The organism is Klebsiella sp. JB_Kp042, assembly GCF_040065275.1.
Classification (GTDB): Bacteria; Pseudomonadota; Gammaproteobacteria; order Enterobacterales; family Enterobacteriaceae; genus Klebsiella; species Klebsiella quasipneumoniae.
In genome coordinates this window covers 1-19583 of the sequence record NZ_JBEAJL010000090.1, presented here as the reverse complement: position 1 = coordinate 19583, position 19583 = coordinate 1, and the positions used below count along the sequence as shown (strand labels likewise).

Genomic DNA, 19583 nt, shown 5'->3' with positions numbered 1-19583 from the left:
TTATAGTGCTATTTTGGCTGCCGTCTTAGAGAGGAGAACACCATGAGCCAATTACGTCAGCCATTCAGTGAACTGAGCCCGGAAGTCTATAAAGGGCTGGTGCAGGCCAGCCTCGCGCTGGAGAAAAGCGAGCTGGGCAGCGCCCTGGTGGAGCTGGTCTATTTACGCGTGTCGCAGATCAACGGCTGCGCCTTCTGCCTTGAGAAGCACAGCCAGGCGCTGCGCAAAGGCGGCATGGCGCAGAGCAAGCTGGATGCCCTGGCCGGCTGGCGGGTGAGCGACCATTTTACCCCTGGCGAACGCGCGGCGCTTGCCTGGGCCGAGTCGGTCACCGACATCGCCGCCAGCCATGCGGAAGATGAGGTTTACCTGCCGCTGCGCGAACATTTTACCCCACGTCAGATAAGCGATCTCACCTTCGCCATCAGCCTGATGAACGCCTTTAACCGCCTCGCCGTCGCCATGCGTCTGTAGTTTCGCGCAGCCTTCCCCCTCCTCCGCCTGGCCACCCCGGCGGGGGAATTCTTTGCTAAAAACGCTATATATTGAGTGGTTGAAGTTTTAAATAACTACATCTAGTATTTCCTTATCGAATGGCCCACAACGTTCGACGCTACGTTTAGCGCCGTGCTGTTATCTTAAATGGAAATACGAATCATGCGCATTACTATTTACACTCGAAATGACTGCGTGCAGTGCCATGCCACCCGGCGAGCCATGGAGAGCCGGGGACTGGCCTTTGAAATGGTCAACGTCGACCAGCAGCCGGATGCCGCCGACACCCTGCGCGAGCAGGGGTTTCGCCAGCTGCCGGTGGTGATCGCCGGCGACCTGCGCTGGAGCGGCTTCCGCCCGGATATGATCAATCGCCTGCGCCCCTCCGTCGCGGCGGCCAGCGCATGAGCCTCATCGTCTACTTCTCCAGCCGTTCGGAGAATACCCATCGCTTTGTGCAGCGCCTGGGGCTGCCGGCGGTGCGCATCCCGCTGAACGAGCGTGAACCACTGCAGGTAGACGAGCCCTATATTCTCATCGTTCCCAGCTATGGCGGCGGCGGTACCGCCGGCGCCGTGCCGCGTCAGGCGATCCGCTTTTTAAACGACGTACATAATCGTCGGCTGATCCGCGGGGTGATTGCCGCCGGCAATCGCAACTTTGGCGACGCCTGGGGGCGCGCCGGGGATGTCATCGCGCAGAAATGCGCCGTGCCCTATCTCTACCGCTTCGAGCTGATGGGAACCCCCGACGATATCGATAACGTGCGTAAAGGAGTCAGCGAATTTTGGCAACGACAACCGCAGAACGTATAACCGCCGCCGTGGATTTTCACGCCCTCAATGCGATGCTGAATTTGTACGACAGCGAGGGCCGCATCCCGTTTGAGAAAGATCGCCAGGCGGTTGAGGCTTTTATGGCGACCCAGGTTCAGCCCAACACCCTCGCCTTTGCCAGTCAGGAGGATAAACTCAGCTGGCTCGTCCGCGAGGGGTATTACGATCCCCAGCTGCTGGCCGGCTATGATCGCGGGTTTGTGCTGGCGCTGTTCGCCCATGCCCGGCGCGCCGCGTTTCGCTTCCAGACCTTCCTCGGCGCCTGGAAGTTCTATACCAGCTACGCGCTGAAGAGCTTTGACGGCAAGCACTACCTCGAGGATTTCGCGGAACGCAGCGTAATGGTGGCCCTGACGCTGGCCCGGGGCGATGAACAGCAGGCGCGGCAGCTGACGGAGGAGATACTCAGCGGCCGCTTCCAGCCGGCCACGCCCACCTTCCTTAACGCCGGCAAACAGCAGCGCGGGGAGCTGATCTCCTGCTTCCTGCTGCGCATTGAAGATAATATGGAGTCCATCGGCCGGGCGGTGAACTCGGCGCTGCAGTTGTCGAAGCGCGGCGGCGGCGTGGCCTTTTTACTCTCCAATCTGCGCGAGACCGGGGCGCCGATCAAGCGCATCGAAAATCAGTCCTCCGGCGTAGTGCCGGTGATGAAGATGCTGGAGGACGCCTTCTCCTATGCCAACCAGCTCGGCGCCCGCCAGGGGGCGGGGGCGGTCTGGCTGCACGCTCACCATCCCGATATTTTGCGCTTCCTTGATACCCGGCGTGAAAATGCCGATGAGAAAATCCGCATCAAAACCCTGTCGCTGGGGGTGGTGATCCCTGACATCACCTTCCAGCTGGCGAAAGAAGACGCGCAGATGGCGCTCTTCTCGCCGTATGATGTCGAACGGCTGTACGGCAAACCCTTCGCCGACTGCGCCATCGGCGACCTCTATCCACAGCTGGTAGCCGACGATCGGGTTCGCAAACGCTGGATCCGCGCCCGCGATCTGTTCCAGCGCCTGGCGGAGATCCAGTTTGAATCCGGCTACCCATACATCATGTTTGAAGACACGGTGAACCGCGCCAGTCCGGTGGCCGGGCGGGTCACCATGAGCAATCTGTGTTCCGAGATCCTGCAGGTCAGTACGCCGTCCGCCTATAATGAAGATCTCAGCTATGCCCATATCGGGGAAGATATTTCCTGCAACCTCGGCTCGCTGAACATCGCCCACACCATGGACTCGCCGGATTTCGGCCTCACTATCGCCACTGCGGTGCGCGCCCTGACCGCCGTATCCGACATGAGCCACATTCAGTCGGTCCCCTCCGTGGCGGCCGGCAACGCCGCCTCCCACGCCATCGGCCTGGGGCAGATGAATCTTCACGGCTATCTGGCGCGGGAAGGCATTGCCTACGGCAGCCCGGAGGGGCTGGACTTCACCAATATCTACTTCTACACCGTGACCTGGCACGCGCTGCACACCTCGATGCTGTTGGCCCGCGAGCGCGGCCAGCGCTTCGCCGGCTTCGGGCAGTCGCGCTACGCCAGCGGGGAATACTTCGAAAAATATCTGCAGGAGTCGTGGCAGCCGAAAACCGAACGGGTCCGCGCGCTGTTCGCCCGCGCCGGCATCTCCCTGCCCGACCGGGAAAGCTGGCGCCAGCTGCGCGACGACGTCATGCGCTATGGCATTTACAACCGCTATCTGCAGGCGGTGCCGCCCACCGGCTCGATCTCGTACATCAACCATGCCACCTCCAGCATTCACCCGATCGTCTCGAAGATTGAGATCCGCAAAGAGGGGAAAACCGGACGGGTGTACTACCCCGCGCCGTTTATGAATAACGATAATCTGGCCCTCTACCAGGATGCGTACGAGATAGGCCCCCGGAAGATCATCGACACCTACGCCGAGGCGACGCGCCACGTCGATCAGGGGCTGTCGCTGACCCTGTTCTTTCCGGATACCGCCACCACCCGCGATATCAACAAGGCGCAAATCTACGCATGGAAGAAAGGCATTAAGACGCTGTACTACATCCGACTGCGCCAGCTGGCGCTGGAAGGCACTGAAATTGAAGGCTGCGTGTCCTGCGCGCTGTAAGGAGAACAGGATGACCCATTTAACGCGCGTCAGCGCGATCAACTGGAACCGCATCGATGACGATAAAGATCTGGAGGTGTGGAATCGTCTCACCAGCAACTTCTGGCTGCCGGAGAAAGTGCCGCTGTCGAACGACATTCCCGCCTGGCAAACCCTCAGCGCGGCGGAGCAACAGTTGACCATTCGCGTTTTTACCGGGCTGACCCTGCTCGACACCATTCAGAACACCATCGGCGCGCCGGCGCTGATGGCGGACGCTCTGACCCCGCATGAGGAGGCGGTGCTGTCGAACATCAGCTTTATGGAAGCGGTTCATGCCCGCTCTTACAGCTCCATCTTTTCCACGCTGTGCCACAGCAAAGAGGTGGATGCCGCCTTCGCCTGGAGCGAAAGCTGCGAACCTCTGCAGCGCAAAGCGCAGCTGATGCTGGGCTACTATCAGGCCGACGAGCCGCTGAAGAAAAAAATCGCCAGCGTGTTTCTCGAATCCTTTCTCTTCTATTCCGGCTTCTGGCTGCCGATGCACTTCTCCAGTCGGGGAAAACTGACCAATACCGCGGATCTGATCCGCCTGATCATTCGCGATGAAGCGGTGCATGGCTATTACATCGGCTACAAGTATCAGAAAGGACTGGAGATCGTCAGCCCCGGTAAGCGCGAAGAATTGAAAAACTTCGCCCTCGATCTGCTGATGGATCTGTACGACAACGAGCTGGCCTACAGCCGGGAACTGTACGGCGAGAGCGGCTGGTTCGACGACGTCAGCGCCTTCCTGTGCTACAACGCCAACAAAGCGCTGATGAACCTCGGCTACGAGGCGCTGTTCCCGGCGGAGATGGCGGCGGTTAACCCGGCGATCCTCGCGGCGCTGTCACCCAACGCCGATGAAAACCACGACTTTTTCTCCGGCTCCGGCTCCTCCTACGTGATAGGAAAAATGGAAGAGACCGCCGACGACGACTGGGACTTTTAACCGTACTTTCACCAGGAATATCGCCCGCATATTCCTGGTGATCAATTTCACAGAATCGCGATTAATCCACCAAATATTCTCTCCATGGTCTAACCGTCATCACTTCGTCATATTTAGCAGAAAACCGGCCCATTTCAGTCTAATTATCCAAAGATAATCAAAAAATATTACCCACAACAAATTACCGCTCAGCCCTTATATCACGGGGGCTGTGCCGCCATGTCCCTCCCTCCATTTTGCCGAGAGTTCGCCATTGAGGGTTGTCACAGAATCTGAGTATGTTAGGGTGTAAAAAGATCATTATCACCATTGGGTACCATATCGCAATAAACAAATAACAGGAACTTCTCTATTGCATGGCAATTAAATTAGAAATTAAAAATCTTTATAAGATATTTGGCGAGCACCCTCACCGTGCTTTCAAATATATTGAGAAAGGACTCAACAAAGCGCAAATACTGGAAAAAACGGGGCTGTCGCTTGGCGTCAAAGACGCCAGTCTGGCCATTGAAGAAGGCGAGATATTCGTCATCATGGGGCTCTCCGGCTCGGGGAAATCCACCATGGTTCGCCTTCTCAATCGCCTGATTGAACCCACCCGCGGCCAGGTGCTGATTGACGGGGTCGATATCGCCAAAATGTCGGACGCCGAGCTGCGCGAGGTGCGTCGTAAAAAAATTGCGATGGTTTTTCAGTCCTTTGCGCTAATGCCGCACATGAGCGTGCTCGACAATACGGCGTTTGGCATGGCGCTTGCCGGCGTCCCGGCCGCTGAGCGAGAGCAAAAAGCGCGGGAAGCGCTGCGTCAGGTGGGGCTGGAGAATTATGCCCACGCCTGGCCGGATGAACTCTCCGGCGGGATGCGTCAGCGCGTCGGTTTAGCCCGCGCCCTGGCGATTAATCCCGATATTCTGTTAATGGATGAAGCCTTCTCCGCGCTCGATCCGCTCATTCGCACCGAAATGCAGGATGAGCTGATCAAATTACAGGCTAAGCATCAGCGTACCATTGTCTTTATTTCCCATGACCTTGATGAAGCCATGCGAATTGGCGATCGTATCGCCATTATGCAAAATGGCGAAGTGGTTCAGGTCGGCACTCCGGATGAAATATTGAATAATCCGGCCAATGATTATGTCCGCACCTTCTTCCGCGGCGTCGATATTAGCCAGGTCTTCAGCGCGAAAGATATTGCCCGTCGTAGCCCGGTCGGCCTGATTCGTAAAACGCCAGGTTTTGGCCCCCGCTCTGCGCTGAAATTATTACAGGATGAAGACCGGGAATATGGTTATGTCATTGAGCGCGGTAATCGCTTTGTCGGGATTGTCTCGATCGATTCTCTGAAAACCGCGCTCAGCGCCGGCCAGGGGATCGAGGCGGCGCTGATTGACGCCCCGCTGGCGGTGGAGGCGCAAACGCCGCTCAGCGATCTGCTCTCCCACGTCGGCCACGCCCCGTGCGCCGTCCCGGTGGTGGATGAAGAACAACAATATATTGGCATCATTTCCAAACGAATGTTGCTCCAGGCTTTAGATCGCGAGGGGGTGAATCATGGCTGATCAAACCAATCCGTGGGACAGCGCCCCGGCAACCGACAGCGCCGCTCAGGCTGCAGACGCCTGGGGTGGCGCCTCAACTGCCGCGCCGACTAATGGCGGCGGCGCCGACTGGCTGCACAGCGCCCCGGCGCCGCAGCCGGAACAGTTCAGTATCATGGATCCGTTCCATAAGACCCTGATCCCGCTCGACAGCTGGGTGACCCACGCCATCGACTGGATCGTGCTGCACTTCCGCCCGCTGTTCCAGGGGATCCGCGTGCCGATCGACTACATCCTCAGCGCCTTCCAGCAGCTGCTGTTGGGGATGCCGGCGCCGGTGGCGATTATCGTCTTCGCGCTGATCGCCTGGCAGATCTCCAGCCTCGGCATGGGGGTCGCCACCCTGGTCTCGCTGATTGCCATCGGCGCCATCGGCGCGTGGTCGCAGGCGATGGTCACCCTGGCGCTGGTCCTCACCGCCCTGCTGTTCTGCATGATCATCGGCCTGCCGCTGGGGATCTGGCTGGCGCGCAGCCCGCGAGCGGCGAAAATTATCCGCCCGCTGCTGGATGCCATGCAGACCACGCCGGCCTTCGTCTACCTGGTGCCGATCGTGATGCTGTTCGGCATCGGCAACGTGCCCGGCGTGGTGGTGACGATTATCTTCGCCCTGCCGCCGATCGTCCGTCTGACCATCCTCGGGATAAACCAGGTGCCTGCGGATCTGATCGAAGCGTCGCGCTCGTTTGGCGCCAGCCCGCGCCAGCTGCTGTTTAAAGTTCAGCTGCCGCTGGCGATGCCCACCATTATGGCCGGGGTTAACCAGACGCTAATGCTGGCCCTGTCGATGGTGGTGATCGCCTCAATGATCGCCGTCGGCGGTCTTGGCCAGATGGTGCTGCGCGGCATTGGCCGCCTGGATATGGGCCTGGCCACCGTCGGCGGCGTGGGGATCGTGATCCTGGCGATTATTCTTGACCGCCTCACCCAGGCCGTCGGCCGCGACGCCCGCAGTCGCGGCAACCGCCGCTGGTACACCACCGGCCCGCTGGGGCTTCTCACTCGCCCTTTCTGTCGATAAGTCGATAACAGCGCCGCACCCCGGCACCAGCCGATGCCGGGGAGCCGCCTTCCCGTTAAACAATAAGAGGAACCACCATGCGACATAGCACGATGATGGCCACCGCCGCCTTTGCCACCCTGATCGCCACCAGCGCCTTCGCCGCCGACCTGCCGGGCAAAGGAATTACCGTCAAGCCGGCGCAGAGCACTATCTCCGAAGAGAGCTTCCAGACCCTGCTGGTCAGCCGCGCGCTGGAGAAGCTTGGCTACACCGTCGAAAAACCGAGCGAAGTGGACTATAACGTCGCCTATACCTCGATTGCCGCCGGGGATACTACCTTTATCGCCACCAACTGGCAGCCGCTGCACGATGACATGTACGCCGCGGCGGGCGGTGATAACAAATTTTACCGCAAGGGGGTGTACGTCTCAGGCGCCGCCCAGGGCTATCTGATCGATAAAAAAACCGCCGAGCAGTACCACATCACCTCTATCGATCAGCTCAAAGATCCGCAGATCGCCAAACTGTTTGATACTAACAACGACGGTAAAGCGGACCTCACCGGCTGTACCCCGGGCTGGGGCTGCGAAGCGGTGATTAACCACCAGATTGACGCCTATGGCCTGAGCAAAACCGTCACCCATAACCAGGGCAACTACGCGGCGATGATGGCCGACACCATCGCCCGCTATAAAGAGGGTAAACCGGTGCTCTACTACACCTGGACGCCGTACTGGGTTAGCGACGTGCTGAAGCCTGGCAAAGACGTCGTCTGGCTGCAGGTGCCGTTCTCCTCCCTGCCGGGCGAGCAGAAAAACATCGATACCAAACTGGCCAACGGCGCCAACTATGGCTTCCCGGTCAACACCATGCACATTGTCGCCAACAAAGCCTGGGCGGAGAAAAATCCGGCCGCCGCCACTCTGTTTAGCGTCATGAAGCTGCCGATCGCCGACATCAACGCCGAGAATGCGATGATGCACGAAGGCCATGCTTCCGAAGCCGACATTAACGGTCATGTTGATGGCTGGATCAAAGCCCACCAGCCGCTGTTCGACAGCTGGGTGAAAGCCGCGCTCGCCGCGCAGCAGTAACCCGCCCCCGGATAAGGCCTGGCGCCTTATCCGGGCCCCTTCCCCGCCTTTCATCCCGTCAGGGTCATGGAAAAGCGGATTGCGGGCATTTTCATAGTGTTAAGGCGCGTCGCGCTCTGTTAAGGTGGGGACATCGGTCAATTTGCCACCTTCACATGGATCCAGCGATAAGTTATTCATATGGAAAACCCCGCGCCCTTAACCTGTGCCTTATCTGAACGTGTCGCTACCGTCGGCGAAGGCATTAAAGACAGTCTCCCCATCGTCATCAGCTACCTTCCGGTGGCATTCGCCTTCGGACTGAACGCCACCCGGCTGGGGTTCACCCCACTGGAAAGCCTGTTTTTCTCCTGCATTATTTACGCCGGCGCCAGCCAGTTTGTGATCACCGCCATGCTGGCCGCCGGCAGTTCGCTGTGGGTCGCCGCCCTGACGGTGATGGCGATGGACGTCCGCCATGTGCTGTATGGCCCCTCGCTGCGCAGCCGCATTCATACCGCGCTGGACAAAAAGAAGACCGCCCTCTGGGCCTTCGGCCTGACCGATGAGGTTTTCGCCGCCGCCACCGCCAGGCTGGTACGCGACAACCGACGCTGGAGCGAAAACTGGATGCTTGGTCTCGCGTTTACCTCGTGGGCATCGTGGGTGTGCGGCACGCTGGCCGGCGCCTGGTCCGGCAACGGCCTGCTGGTGGATTATCCGGCGGTGGAAGCCGCGCTCGGCTTTATGCTGCCGGCGCTATTTATGAGCTTCCTGCTGGCCTCTTTCCAGCGCCAGCAATCGCTGTGCGTCACGGCGGCGCTAGCGGGCGCGCTGGGCGGCATTCTGTTATTTTCCATTCCGGCGGCGATCCTCGCCGGGATTGTCTGCGGGTGTCTGACGGCGCTGATCCAGGCCATGCTGAAGGGGATGCCGGATGAACAGTGAGGTCCTTCTGCTCGGAGTGATTGTCGGCGGCGTGAACTATCTGTTTCGTTATCTTCCCCTGCGTCTGCGCGCGGGTCATGCCCGGCCTGCCCGTCGTGGCCCGGTCAGCGTGCTGCTGGATACCATCGGCATCGCCTCGATTTGCGCGCTGCTGGTGGTCTCCAGCGTGCCGGAGATCCTCGCCGATGCCCATCGCCTGGCGCCGACGCTGATCGGCTTCCTGGTGCTGGGGGGCGCCTTCTGGAAAACCCGCAGCATTATTATCCCGACCCTGCTGTCGGCGTTGGCCTACGGTCTGGCCTGGAAAATCGCCAGCGGGCTCTAAGCTTTGCGTATCAATTTTGGTCAATAATTCATTTGATTTATTTGTCACAATAGTTATTATATCGGCTGTAATTAATGAGGTCATACCCAAATGGATAGTTCGTTTACTCCCATTGAGCAAATGCTCAAGTTCCGCGCCAGCCGCCATGAAGATTTCCCGTTCCAGGAGATTCTGTTAACTCGTCTTTGCATGCATATGCAAGGTAAACTGCTGGAAAATCGCAATAAAATGCTCAAAGCGCAGGGAATTAACGAGACATTATTTATGGCGCTGATTACGCTGGAGTCGCAGGAAAACCACAGCATTCAGCCGTCCGAGCTGAGCTGTGCGCTGGGCTCGTCGCGTACTAACGCCACCCGTATCGCTGATGAACTGGAAAAACGCGGCTGGATTGAACGCCGCGAGAGCGATAACGATCGACGCTGTCTGCATCTGCAGCTGACCGAAAAGGGCCATCAGTTTTTGCGTGAAGTCCTGCCGCCGCAGCATAACTGCCTGCACCAGCTGTGGTCTTCACTCAGCACCAGCGAAAAAGATCAGCTCGAACACATTACCCGCAAACTCCTGAGCCGCCTTGACCAGATGGAAGAAGAAGGCGTGCTGGCGGACTCTCTACGCTAAGGGCGGCGTCGCTCAGCCCATTTTTACGTTGCAAGGAAAACAGCCAGGCCAGCAGATCTCTGCTGGCCTTTCTGATAAACAGGTCGGCTCAGCCGATGTGAAATAATAAGATCGTGGAGAATAACATGAGCGCAAATGCGGAGAGCCAAACCCCGCAGCAACCAGGCAGCAAAAAAGGGAAGCGTAAAGGCGCCCTTCTGTTGCTGACATTGCTCTTCATTATTATTGCCGTGGCATATGGGATTTACTGGTTTCTGGTACTGCGTCACTACGAAGAGACCGACGATGCCTACGTGGCAGGGAACCAGGTACAAATTATGGCCCAGGTCTCGGGCAGCGTGACCAAAGTCTGGGCAGACAACACGGACTATGTGCAGAAAGGCGATCCGCTGGTCACTCTCGATCAGACCGATGCCCAACAGGCGTTTGAGAAAGCCAAAACGCAGCTGGCCGCCAGCGTGCGTCAAACCCGTCAGCAGATGATCAACAGCAAGCAGCTGCAGGCGAATATTGACGTCAAAAAGACCGCCCTCGCCCAGGCGCAGGCTGACCTGAACCGCCGCATCCCGCTGGGCGCCGCGAACCTCATCGGCCGCGAAGAGCTGCAGCACGCCCGCGACACCGTCGCCAGCGCGCAGGCCGAGCTTGACGTGGCGATCCAGCAGTACAACGCCAACCAGGCGATCGTGCTGGGTACCAAACTGGAACAGCAGCCGGCGGTGCTGCAGGCGGCGACCGAAGTGCGTAACGCCTGGCTGGCCCTGCAGCGTACGCAGATCGTCAGCCCGATTAGCGGCTACGTTTCCCGCCGCTCGGTACAGCCTGGGGCGCAGATCGGCACCACCACGCCGCTGATGGCGGTGGTTCCGGCGACCAACCTGTGGATCGACGCTAACTTTAAAGAGACCCAGCTGGCGCATATGCGCATCGGCCAGCCGGCCACCGTAATCAGCGACATCTATGGCGATGACGTGAAATACACCGGCAAGGTGGTTGGTCTGGATATGGGAACCGGGAGCGCCTTCTCCCTGCTGCCGGCGCAGAACGCCACCGGCAACTGGATCAAAGTGGTACAGCGCTTGCCGGTCCGCATCGAGCTGGATGAAAAACAGCTGGCGGAACATCCGCTGCGCATCGGCCTCTCGACGCTGGTGGAAGTAAACACCACCGATCGCGATGGCGAAATGCTGGCAAGCCAGGTGCGGAGCTCCCCGGTCTACGAGAGCAATGCCCGCGAAATCGCTCTCGATCCGGTCAATAAACTGATAGACGAGATCATTCAGGCCAACGCCGGATAATTCGGGGTGAGTGTAATGCAACAGCAAAAACCGCTGGAAGGCGCGCAGCTGGTCATCATGACCATTGCGCTGTCGCTCGCGACGTTCATGCAGGTGCTGGATTCCACTATCGCCAACGTGGCGATCCCGACCATCGCCGGTAACCTTGGCTCATCGCTGAGCCAGGGGACCTGGGTCATCACCTCGTTCGGGGTCGCTAACGCCATCTCCATTCCGATCACCGGGTGGCTGGCCAAGCGCGTGGGCGAGGTGAAGCTGTTCCTGTGGTCCACCACCGCTTTCGCCATCGCCTCCTGGGCCTGCGGCGTCTCCAACAGCCTGACGATGCTGATCTTCTTCCGCGTCATTCAGGGGATTGTTGCCGGGCCGCTGATCCCGTTGTCGCAAAGTCTGTTGCTCAGCAACTATCCGCCGGCGAAACGCTCTATCGCCCTGGCGCTGTGGTCGATGACGGTGATCGTCGCCCCCATCTGCGGCCCGATCCTCGGCGGCTATATCAGCGATAACTACCACTGGGGATGGATCTTCTTTATCAACGTGCCCATTGGCGTGGCGGTGGTGCTGATGACCCTGCAGACCCTGCGCAACCGGGAAACCAAAACCGAACAGCGGCGTATCGACGGCGTCGGCCTGGCGCTGCTGATCATCGGTATCGGTAGCCTGCAGGTGATGCTGGACCGGGGTAAAGAGCTGGACTGGTTCTCCTCCAATGAAATTATCATTCTGACCATCGTGGCGGTGGTGGCGATAAGCTTCCTGATCGTCTGGGAGCTGACCGACGATAACCCGATTGTCGATCTGTCGCTGTTTAAGTCGCGCAACTTCACCATCGGCTGCCTCTGTATCAGCCTGGCCTACATGCTCTACTTCGGGGCCATCGTGCTGCTGCCGCAGCTGTTGCAGGAGGTCTACGGCTACACCGCGACCTGGGCCGGCCTGGCGTCAGCGCCGGTGGGGGTGATCCCGGTCATTCTGTCGCCGATTATCGGCCGCTTTGCGCATAAGCTCGATATGCGACGGCTGGTCACCTTCAGCTTTATCATGTACGCCGTCTGCTTCTACTGGCGCGCCTGGACCTTCGAACCGGGGATGGACTTTGGCGCCTCGGCGTGGCCGCAGTTTATCCAGGGCTTCGCGGTAGCCTGCTTCTTCATGCCGTTGACCACCATCACCCTCTCCGGCCTGCCGCCGGAACGGCTGGCGGCGGCGTCGAGCTTGTCGAACTTCACCCGTACCCTTGCCGGCTCCATCGGGACCTCGATCACCACCACCCTGTGGACCAACCGCGAGGCGCTGCACCATGCGCAGCTCACCGAATCGGTGACGCCGTTCAACCCCAATGCGCAGCAGATCTACGATCAGCTGCAGGGGATGGGAATGACGCAGCAGCAGGCGTCCGGCTGGATAGCGCAGCAGATAACCAACCAGGGACTGATTATCTCCGCCAACGAAATCTTCTGGATCTCAGCGGCCATTTTCATCCTGCTGTTGGGACTGGTGTGGTTCGCCAGACCCCCGTTCAGCGCCGGCGGCGGCGGCGGCGGCGCGCACTAAGCCTCACATTAAGGGACCTGCGGGTCCCTTTTTACGGCGTCAGGTTGTCCAGTTCTCGCTAGTTTCTGTCTCGTTTGCGAAAGCCCGCCAGCCGGCGCTCGGGCAGGATAGAGGCTGACTATTAAGGAGAACACTATGCTGAGCCATCCTGCTGAAAAGTACCGTCCCTATCCGCCGATTACCCTGCCCGACCGCCGCTGGCCGGACCGGCAAATCAGCCACGCCCCGCGCTGGCTGTCGACCGACCTGCGCGACGGCAACCAGGCGCTGGCGGAGCCCATGGACAGCGCCCGCAAACTGCAGTTCTGGGATCTGCTGCTGGAGTGCGGCTTTAAAGAGATTGAGGTCGCCTTCCCTTCCGCCTCGCAAACCGATTTCAACTTTGTCCGCCAGCTGATTGACGAACAGCGCATCCCGGAGGAGGTCACCATCCAGGTGCTGACCCAGGCGCGGGACCCGCTGATCCTGCGTACCTTTGAAGCGCTGCGCGGCGCCCGCCGGGCCACCGTCCACCTCTACAACGCCACCGCGCCGCTGTTCCGCGAACTGGTTTTCGGTATGGACAAGGCCGAGGTGATCGCCCTCGCGACCCGCGCCACCCGGCTTATCCGCCAGCAGTGCGAACAACAGCCGGAGACCCGCTGGCAATATGAATATTCGCCTGAAACCTTCTGCTTCACCGAACCGGAGTTTGCGCTCGAGATTTGCGAAGCGGTGGCGGACGTCTGGCAGCCCTGCGCCGAGCGACCGATGATCGTCAATCTGCCGGCGACGGTGGAGGTCAACACCCCCAACGTCTATGCCGATCAGATCGAGTACTTTTGCCGCCACTTCTCCCGCCGCGGCGAGGTCTGCATCAGCGTGCATCCTCACAATGACCGCGGTACCGGCGTCGCCAGCGCCGAGCTGGCGGTGATGGCCGGCGCCGACCGGGTGGAAGGCTGCCTGTTCGGCAACGGCGAACGCACCGGCAACGTCTGCCTGGTGACGCTGGCGATGAACCTCTACAGCCAGGGCGTCGACCCTGAGCTTCGCTTCGAGCAGATGAACCGGGTGGTGGAAGTGGTGGAAAACTGCAATCAGATCCCCGTACACCCGCGCCACCCGTGGGCGGGAAGTCTGGCCTACACTGCCTTCTCCGGTTCCCATCAGGATGCGATCAAAAAAGGGTTTGATGCCCGTCAGCCTGGCGACCCATGGCGGATGCCCTACCTGCCCATTGACCCGCAGGATATTGGCTGCAGCTATGAGGCGGTGATCCGCGTCAACAGCCAGTCGGGGAAAAGCGGCAGCGCCTGGCTTATCGAACAAAATCATGGTCTGAAGCTGCCCCGCGGGCTGCAGCAGGACTTCAGCCAGCACGTTCAGCAGGCCACCGATAGCGACGGCAAAGAGATGACCCACCATGCGCTGTGGCAGCTGTTCCGCACGCGCTACGGGCTGCAGGCGCAGCCTGCGCTGACGCTGGTCGATTATCAGAGCGCCAGCCAGCAGGATGGCCAGCTGTCCCTGCAGGCGACGCTGCGTCACCACGGCGAAACCCGACGCCTGCAGGGCCAGGGCAACGGCCTGCTCTCCGCCGCCGCCAGCGGCCTCAGCGCGCTGTTTCGGCAGCCGTTTATGATCAAGGACTATCATGAGCATACCCTCGGCACGCGCAGCGACAGCCGGTCGGTGGCCTATATCCGCTGCGTTTTTCCGCAAGGAGAAAGCTACTGGGGCGTGGGTATCGATAATGACGTGGCGCGCGCCTCGCTGCAGGCGCTGTGCAATGCGCTCAGCGCCGCCGATCAGGCCGGTGGACGAAAATAGTCGCTGGGGGCGACGCCCATCACCCGACGAAACATGGCGCTGAAGGCGCTGTGGCTGCCGTAGCCCAGCTCCAGCGCCACCCGCAGGACGGAGTGGCCCTGCGCCAGGCGAATCAACGCTTCCATTAGCTTCGCTCGGCGCACCCACTCGCGCCACGTCAGGCTAGTCTGCTGCTGAAAATGGCGGTTCAGGGTTCGCTCGCTCATGCTGCACGCCTTCGCCGCCTGGCTGCTGCTCCAGACGTCGCCCGGCGCCTCGCGCACCTGCTGGCACAGCCGGCGCAGCGTTTCGCTTTGCGGCTCCGGCAGGCCAAACGGCAGGATCGCCATCCCGCGGATCTCATCGAGGATCAGCTCATAAATCCGTTCGTCGCGGCTGGCGGGGGCATAGCGCTCTGCCAGCGCCAGGGAAGAGACGATCAGTTCCCGCAGCAGCGGCGTGATCTGTACGATCTGGCAGCCCGCCGGAAGATCGGCGCGCGCCAGCGGATCGATAAACAACGTGCGCGCCGCGACGTTGCCGGTCATGCGCAGCGCGTGGGGCGTTCCCGCCGGCAGCCAGACGCCGCGCCCGGGCGGCACCACCCAGTAGCCTGCCGGCGTCGCCACCCGCACCACGCCGCTTAAAATATGCAGCAGCTGGGCGCAGTCATGCTGATGCCAGTCTTCCTGGTCACCGTGAGCGTAATCATGGGCAAAGGGCACCAGCGGGCGGTGCTGAAAGGAGAAGGTGGTGGTGGTCGTCATGGCGGCGTCGGGAGAGCGGCCCGGCGACAGGCGTCGGGCCGCGGCGGAAGCACTAGATGTGCAGTTCCTGCAGTTTTTCTTTCGGCAACGCCAGTTCGTCGTTGCTGTTGATGCGCACATCGCGCTCAATGATATGACGAGCGATCTCCTGCGCCTCTTCCAGCGAGTGCATGGTATAGGTCCCGCACTGGTAGACGTTCAGCTCCGGGATCTGGTTCTGATCTTGCACCTTCAGCACGTCGGCCATCGCCGCTTTCCAGGCGTCGGCGACGCGCTGCTCGTCCGGCGTACCAATCAGGCTCATATAGAACCCGGTGCGGCAGCCCATCGGCGAAATGTCGATAATTTCCACGCCATTCCCGTTCAGATGATCGCGCATAAAGCCGGCGAACAGGTGCTCCAGGGTATGGATACCGCGCTCCGGCATCACTTCCTGGTTCGGCACGCAGAAGCGCAGATCGAATACGGTGATTTCATCGCCATGCGGCGTGTTCATTTTCTTCGCGACACGCACCGCTGGGGCTTCCATTCGGGTATGGTCGACTGTGAAACTATCTAACAACGGCATTCGTCACCTCCGGGAGTGAATTTTTTTAAAATAAAATGAACTCTTTGTTCAGCCGCGAGTCTCAGTATATGAAAGACGCGCATTTATTATCATCATCATCCCTGAATCAGAGATGAAAGTTTGGCCACAGTGATGTGGCCTTTTTCTTTTCCAGCGCTACGCGTGCCGCGCCAACAGCGCCTCAAACGGCTCGCTGTCTTCCGCTTCTACTTTCTTCTGTCGCGCCACCGACGCGTCGCGCTCGGCGATGAAATCTTCTTCGCTCAGGATCTCCAGCGGCTCTTCACGCAGCTGGGTCCGGTAACGATCGGCCAGCGCACGGCCGGTTCCGCCAATCCCTTCTTCAATCATAGAACGCAGAATGCGGGCTGAGAAGGTTAATTCCGGATCGTCAAAACAGGCCAGCAGCTCATCGCAGACCTGTTGATAGGCCTCGCCGCCGTGAATGCTATCCAGCGTCTGCGCCACGCGGCGTAAATCGCGGAACAGATCTTTACCTACCTGCGCCAGCGGGAACTGCGCGCTTTCGCAGCCGATGCCCAACGTTAAGCCCGGCTTACGGCCTTCCAGAATCACCCGATTCCAGTTGGTGCGAGTGCACAGCAGCTCATCGCTGCTCATCTCCGGCGCGTCGGCCAGCGCGCACCAAACCATAAACAGATCGAGGAAACGCACCTGCTGGGCGTCAACGCCGATCGGCGAGAACGGGTTGATATCCAGCGAACGCACTTCAATGTACTCAATGCCGCCGCGCAGCAGCGCATCGGACGGGGTTTCGCCCCGACGGGTGACGCGTTTCGGGCGGATCGGCGCATAGAGTTCGTTTTCAATCTGCAGGATATTGCTGTTGATCTGCAGATACTTACCGTCTTTTTCCAGCCCGATTTTGGCGTACTCTTCCGACGGCGTTTTAATCGCGCGCTTCAATCCTGCCACATACTCGTGCAGATCGTTAAACGTAATTCCGAGATTGCTTTGCGACTTATTGGTATAACCGAGGTCGCTGAGGCGCAGCGAGGTGGCGTACGGCAGGTAGTACATGCCGTTGCCCGTCTCCTCAAAGGGCAGCGTCGTCGGCTTTCCTTGCAGGAATGAAGAGCAAATCGCCGGCGAGGCGCCGAACAGATACGGGATCACCCAGCCAAAGCGATAGTAGTTACGAATCGTGCGGAAATAGCCTGCCGAAATGGCCTCTTTCCCGCTTTCAGCGTCTTCCACACCGCACTTCGCCTGCCAGAACGTCATCGGCAGCGAGAAGTTATAGTGCACGCCGGAGATAGTCTGCATCAGCGCGCCGTAGCGGTTCTTCAGCCCCTCGCGATACAGCGTTTTCAGGCGTCCCACGTTAGAGGTGCCGTACTGCGCCAGCTCAATATCCTGACCGGGGGCGATATAGCAAGGCATGCTCAGCGGCCACATCCGCTCGTCACCAAGCTGACGCGCGGTATAGCGATGGACATCGCGCATAAAGGTCAGCATATGCTCAATATCGCCGTCCACCGGCGTAATAAACTCGAGTAAAGCTTCGGCAAAATCGGTGGTAATCCATTTATGCGTCAGCGCTGAGCCTAACGCCAGAGGGTGACCGGTCGTCGCCAGCGTACCGTCTGCGTTCACGCGCAGCGTCTCCCGCTCCAGACCACGTTGAATACCCTGCAGGGCCTGCGGATGTTTTTCCAGCCAGGCCAGCGCCTGTGATACGTCCGGGATCAATTTGACCTCCCGCCTGTCGAAATCGTTTGAATAAGCATAATTGTAATGGATGAACTATCAGTCCAATTAGTGCCACCACGTCATGCCCTGAAGCGTCGCTGCCGCAATGACGATATAGCGCAGCGCCTTTCCAAGGCATAAGAAAAAGAGTACCGGTCCCCAGGAAATGCGCATCCATCCCGCCAGCAAACACAGTAAATCGCCGACAACCGGCGCCCAGCTTAGCAACAGCGTCACCGCGCCGTAGCGCTTAAGCCAGCCGGCCGCCCGCTCCTGCCAGCGCGAGGTTTTACGCAGCGGAAACAGGCGCCCCAGAATAACGTTAGTTACCCCTCCAAGGCTATTGCCGATTGTTGCTATTAATACTAACCACCACGGATGACTAACCCCCGTAAGAAGCATCGCAACCAGCACAACCTCCGAATTGCCGGGAAGCAGCGTGGCGCTTAAAAAGCTACTGGCAAACAGCGAGAGGAGTGACAGCGCGTCGCTCACAGCAAACGCACGTCTACTGCGTCCATTCCCGCGCGCTTCGCCGCCTGCAGACCAAAGTCGGCATCTTCGAAGACCACGCATTTTTCCGGCGCGACGCCCATGCGCTCGGCGCACAGCAGGAAGGTATCGGGCGCGGGTTTATGGTTGACCACATGATCGGCCGCCACCACCGCGGAGAAGTAATGACGCAGGCCCAGGTGCGCCAGCAGCGCTTCGGCGACGGCGCTTTCACTACCGGTGCCGACCGACATCGGGCGACGGCCGTGCCACGCTTTGACCACCTCGATCAGCGGCAATGGGCGTACGCTATCCAGCAGCATCGCCTTAACGGCCAGGGTTTTTTCCTGCGCCAGGCGATGTGGATCGAGATCCGCCTGGTTGAGTTCAATAATCGCCTGGGCAATCCGCCAGGTCGGTGAGCCATTGAGGGCGACCATCGCCTGTTCGTCGAAACGCATACCGTAGCGGCCCAGCACCTCGTTCCATGCCTGACGGTGGGTCGGCTCGGTATCGAGGATGGTGCCATCCATATCAAAGATCAGTCCTGCGTAACCTTCGTACATCGTCTTCTCACCAACCGGTTAATGAATGGTTACTGTAACGCAAAAGCCGGTCGTTGTCGCGGCCAGCGGCGCAGACGACAAAGGCGCCCACAGGCGCCCACAGGCGCCCACAGGCGCCTTCAGGCATCAGACCGGATAGCCGGCCTTATTTAATACGCAGATCGTTTTCGACCATTCGCACACCCTGCACCCGACGGGTGACTTCCACCGCCCGTTTAGCGCTTTCCGCGGAGGAGACAAATCCGCTCAGCTGGACGCGGCCTTTAAAGGTCTGGACGCTGATTTCAGAGGACTTGATGTCTTTATCGTTAAAGAGCGCCGTTTTCACCTTAGTGGTCACCACGGTATCGTCAATGTAACCGCCGGTACTTTCTTTGGTGGACGAACCGGCACAGCCAGCGAGGACCGTCGCCACCAGCAGCGTCGCGCAAAAAGCAGGTATTGCTTTGAACCATTTCATGGATTTCTCTCCTTGCATTTATCTCAGCCTGATAACGCTGATATACAAGGATAAATTATAGTGGAAAGCGCGGCTTGCCAATAAAAAAAGTCAGGATGAAACTGGGATGGAAAACGCGGTTATCGGGATGGCGAGGGAAGCGTGAAGAGGGTGCCGTTGCTTACGCAACGTTATCCGCCCTGGTGCTGGCGATAATTTCGCAGACCATGAAACAACATTTTCGCTGTTGCTAAGGAGAATATGGTGCATCCGGGAGGATTACTCGGCTGCGCCTCGCCCTTCGGGCCGTTGCTTACGCAACGTTATCCTCCCTGGTACTGACGATAAATTCGCAGACCATGAAACAACGTTTTCGCTGTTACTAAGGAGAATATGGTGCATCCGGGAGGATTCGAACCTCCGACCGCTC

Annotated in this window: 20 protein-coding genes; 14 read left to right on the top strand and 6 right to left on the bottom strand. The window is 59.4% G+C overall.

Annotated elements, in window-relative coordinates:
* Nucleotides 1–42 precede the first annotated feature (42 nt).
* The 14 genes from ABLV54_RS16685 to leuA all read left to right on the top strand — a co-directional run bounded on the left by ABLV54_RS16685 (nt 43) and on the right by leuA (nt 14629).
* Nucleotides 43–474 carry a carboxymuconolactone decarboxylase family protein gene (locus ABLV54_RS16685; RefSeq protein ID WP_023290749.1) on the top strand — a complete coding sequence of 144 codons (432 nt, stop codon included), beginning with the start codon at nt 43–45 and terminating at the stop codon, nt 472–474.
* Nucleotides 475–657: 183 nt separating this feature from the next.
* Complete coding sequence (gene nrdH, locus ABLV54_RS16680) at nt 658–903, top strand: glutaredoxin-like protein NrdH (protein ID WP_048298086.1); 246 nt, start codon at nt 658–660, stop codon at nt 901–903.
* Nucleotides 900–1310: a class Ib ribonucleoside-diphosphate reductase assembly flavoprotein NrdI gene (gene nrdI / locus ABLV54_RS16675; protein ID WP_023290751.1), complete on the top strand. Its 411-nt coding sequence runs from the start codon at nt 900–902 to the stop codon at nt 1308–1310. The genes nrdH and nrdI overlap by 4 nt, the downstream gene beginning before the upstream one ends.
* On the top strand, nt 1283–3424 hold the full coding sequence (gene nrdE / locus ABLV54_RS16670; protein WP_101881222.1) for a class 1b ribonucleoside-diphosphate reductase subunit alpha: 2142 nt from the start codon (nt 1283–1285) through the stop codon (nt 3422–3424). The genes nrdI and nrdE overlap by 28 nt, the downstream gene beginning before the upstream one ends.
* A gap of 10 nt (nt 3425–3434) precedes the next feature.
* Nucleotides 3435–4397, top strand: a complete 963-nt coding sequence (gene nrdF, locus ABLV54_RS16665) for a class 1b ribonucleoside-diphosphate reductase subunit beta (RefSeq protein WP_032453806.1) — start codon at nt 3435–3437, stop codon at nt 4395–4397.
* A gap of 356 nt (nt 4398–4753) precedes the next feature.
* A complete protein-coding gene (proV, locus tag ABLV54_RS16660; protein ID WP_002914328.1) occupies nt 4754–5956 on the top strand; it encodes a glycine betaine/L-proline ABC transporter ATP-binding protein ProV in 1203 nt (400 codons plus the stop codon).
* Entirely contained in the window at nt 5949–7016 is a 1068-nt protein-coding gene (gene proW / locus ABLV54_RS16655) for a glycine betaine/L-proline ABC transporter permease ProW (RefSeq protein ID WP_044524462.1), read from the top strand. Before proV ends, proW begins: the two co-directional genes overlap by 8 nt.
* A 77-nt stretch (nt 7017–7093) precedes the next feature.
* Nucleotides 7094–8092: a glycine betaine/L-proline ABC transporter substrate-binding protein ProX gene (proX, locus tag ABLV54_RS16650; RefSeq protein WP_023290755.1), complete on the top strand. Its 999-nt coding sequence runs from the start codon at nt 7094–7096 to the stop codon at nt 8090–8092.
* 180 nt (nt 8093–8272) lie between these two features.
* Complete coding sequence (locus tag ABLV54_RS16645; protein ID WP_101881223.1) at nt 8273–9019, top strand: AzlC family ABC transporter permease; 747 nt, start codon at nt 8273–8275, stop codon at nt 9017–9019.
* Nucleotides 9009–9344, top strand: coding sequence for an L-valine transporter subunit YgaH (ygaH, locus tag ABLV54_RS16640; RefSeq protein ID WP_004205699.1), 336 nt, complete (start codon nt 9009–9011; stop codon nt 9342–9344). The genes ABLV54_RS16645 and ygaH overlap by 11 nt, the downstream gene beginning before the upstream one ends.
* Before the next feature lie 90 nt (nt 9345–9434).
* Nucleotides 9435–9965, top strand: a complete 531-nt coding sequence (mprA, locus tag ABLV54_RS16635; protein WP_002914337.1) for a transcriptional repressor MprA — start codon at nt 9435–9437, stop codon at nt 9963–9965.
* A gap of 125 nt (nt 9966–10090) precedes the next feature.
* Entirely contained in the window at nt 10091–11263 is a 1173-nt protein-coding gene (gene emrA / locus ABLV54_RS16630; RefSeq protein WP_004205697.1) for a multidrug efflux MFS transporter periplasmic adaptor subunit EmrA, read from the top strand.
* 15 nt (nt 11264–11278) lie between these two features.
* Complete coding sequence (gene emrB / locus ABLV54_RS16625) at nt 11279–12817, top strand: multidrug efflux MFS transporter permease subunit EmrB (protein ID WP_002914342.1); 1539 nt, start codon at nt 11279–11281, stop codon at nt 12815–12817.
* A gap of 135 nt (nt 12818–12952) precedes the next feature.
* Nucleotides 12953–14629 carry a 2-isopropylmalate synthase gene (leuA, locus tag ABLV54_RS16620; protein WP_101881224.1) on the top strand — a complete coding sequence of 559 codons (1677 nt, stop codon included), beginning with the start codon at nt 12953–12955 and terminating at the stop codon, nt 14627–14629.
* On the opposite strand, the gene ABLV54_RS16615 is transcribed toward leuA, so the two are convergent.
* The 6 genes from ABLV54_RS16615 to ABLV54_RS16590 form a co-directional block, all read right to left on the bottom strand.
* Nucleotides 14608–15375, bottom strand: coding sequence for a helix-turn-helix transcriptional regulator (locus ABLV54_RS16615; RefSeq protein WP_032456498.1), 768 nt, complete (start codon nt 15373–15375; stop codon nt 14608–14610). The genes leuA and ABLV54_RS16615 overlap by 22 nt on opposite strands.
* 52 nt (nt 15376–15427) lie before the next feature.
* The gene (gene luxS / locus ABLV54_RS16610; protein ID WP_023290759.1) at nt 15428–15943 is read right to left on the bottom strand and encodes an S-ribosylhomocysteine lyase; all 516 of its coding nucleotides are present in this window, start codon (nt 15941–15943) and stop codon (nt 15428–15430) included.
* A gap of 156 nt (nt 15944–16099) precedes the next feature.
* On the bottom strand, nt 16100–17656 hold the full coding sequence (gene gshA, locus ABLV54_RS16605) for a glutamate--cysteine ligase (protein WP_049013824.1): 1557 nt from the start codon (nt 17654–17656) through the stop codon (nt 16100–16102).
* A gap of 66 nt (nt 17657–17722) precedes the next feature.
* On the bottom strand, nt 17723–18151 hold the full coding sequence (locus ABLV54_RS16600) for a YqaA family protein (protein WP_023290761.1): 429 nt from the start codon (nt 18149–18151) through the stop codon (nt 17723–17725).
* Entirely contained in the window at nt 18148–18714 is a 567-nt protein-coding gene (yqaB, locus tag ABLV54_RS16595; RefSeq protein ID WP_004205690.1) for a fructose-1-phosphate/6-phosphogluconate phosphatase, read from the bottom strand. Before yqaB ends, ABLV54_RS16600 begins: the two co-directional genes overlap by 4 nt.
* 145 nt (nt 18715–18859) lie before the next feature.
* Complete coding sequence (locus ABLV54_RS16590; protein ID WP_023290762.1) at nt 18860–19174, bottom strand: BON domain-containing protein; 315 nt, start codon at nt 19172–19174, stop codon at nt 18860–18862.
* Nucleotides 19175–19583: the final 409 nt, after the last annotated feature.

Bases quoted from the DNA above. Each gene is read 5' to 3' on its own strand.
- ABLV54_RS16685 (WP_023290749.1), top strand. From the start codon at position 43: ATGAGCCAATTACGTCAGCCATTCAGTGAACTGAGCCCGGAAGTCTAT.
- nrdH (WP_048298086.1), top strand. From the start codon at position 658: ATGCGCATTACTATTTACACTCGAAATGACTGCGTGCAGTGCCATGCC.
- nrdI (WP_023290751.1), top strand. From the start codon at position 900: ATGAGCCTCATCGTCTACTTCTCCAGCCGTTCGGAGAATACCCATCGC.
- nrdF (WP_032453806.1), top strand. From the start codon at position 3,435: ATGACCCATTTAACGCGCGTCAGCGCGATCAACTGGAACCGCATCGAT.
- proV (WP_002914328.1), top strand. From the start codon at position 4,754: ATGGCAATTAAATTAGAAATTAAAAATCTTTATAAGATATTTGGCGAG.
- proW (WP_044524462.1), top strand. From the start codon at position 5,949: ATGGCTGATCAAACCAATCCGTGGGACAGCGCCCCGGCAACCGACAGC.
- proX (WP_023290755.1), top strand. From the start codon at position 7,094: ATGCGACATAGCACGATGATGGCCACCGCCGCCTTTGCCACCCTGATC.
- ABLV54_RS16645 (WP_101881223.1), top strand. From the start codon at position 8,273: ATGGAAAACCCCGCGCCCTTAACCTGTGCCTTATCTGAACGTGTCGCT.
- ygaH (WP_004205699.1), top strand. From the start codon at position 9,009: ATGAACAGTGAGGTCCTTCTGCTCGGAGTGATTGTCGGCGGCGTGAAC.
- mprA (WP_002914337.1), top strand. From the start codon at position 9,435: ATGGATAGTTCGTTTACTCCCATTGAGCAAATGCTCAAGTTCCGCGCC.
- emrA (WP_004205697.1), top strand. From the start codon at position 10,091: ATGAGCGCAAATGCGGAGAGCCAAACCCCGCAGCAACCAGGCAGCAAA.
- emrB (WP_002914342.1), top strand. From the start codon at position 11,279: ATGCAACAGCAAAAACCGCTGGAAGGCGCGCAGCTGGTCATCATGACC.
- leuA (WP_101881224.1), top strand. From the start codon at position 12,953: ATGCTGAGCCATCCTGCTGAAAAGTACCGTCCCTATCCGCCGATTACC.
- ABLV54_RS16615 (WP_032456498.1), bottom strand. From the start codon at position 15,375: ATGACGACCACCACCACCTTCTCCTTTCAGCACCGCCCGCTGGTGCCC.
- luxS (WP_023290759.1), bottom strand. From the start codon at position 15,943: ATGCCGTTGTTAGATAGTTTCACAGTCGACCATACCCGAATGGAAGCC.
- yqaB (WP_004205690.1), bottom strand. From the start codon at position 18,714: ATGTACGAAGGTTACGCAGGACTGATCTTTGATATGGATGGCACCATC.
- ABLV54_RS16590 (WP_023290762.1), bottom strand. From the start codon at position 19,174: ATGAAATGGTTCAAAGCAATACCTGCTTTTTGCGCGACGCTGCTGGTG.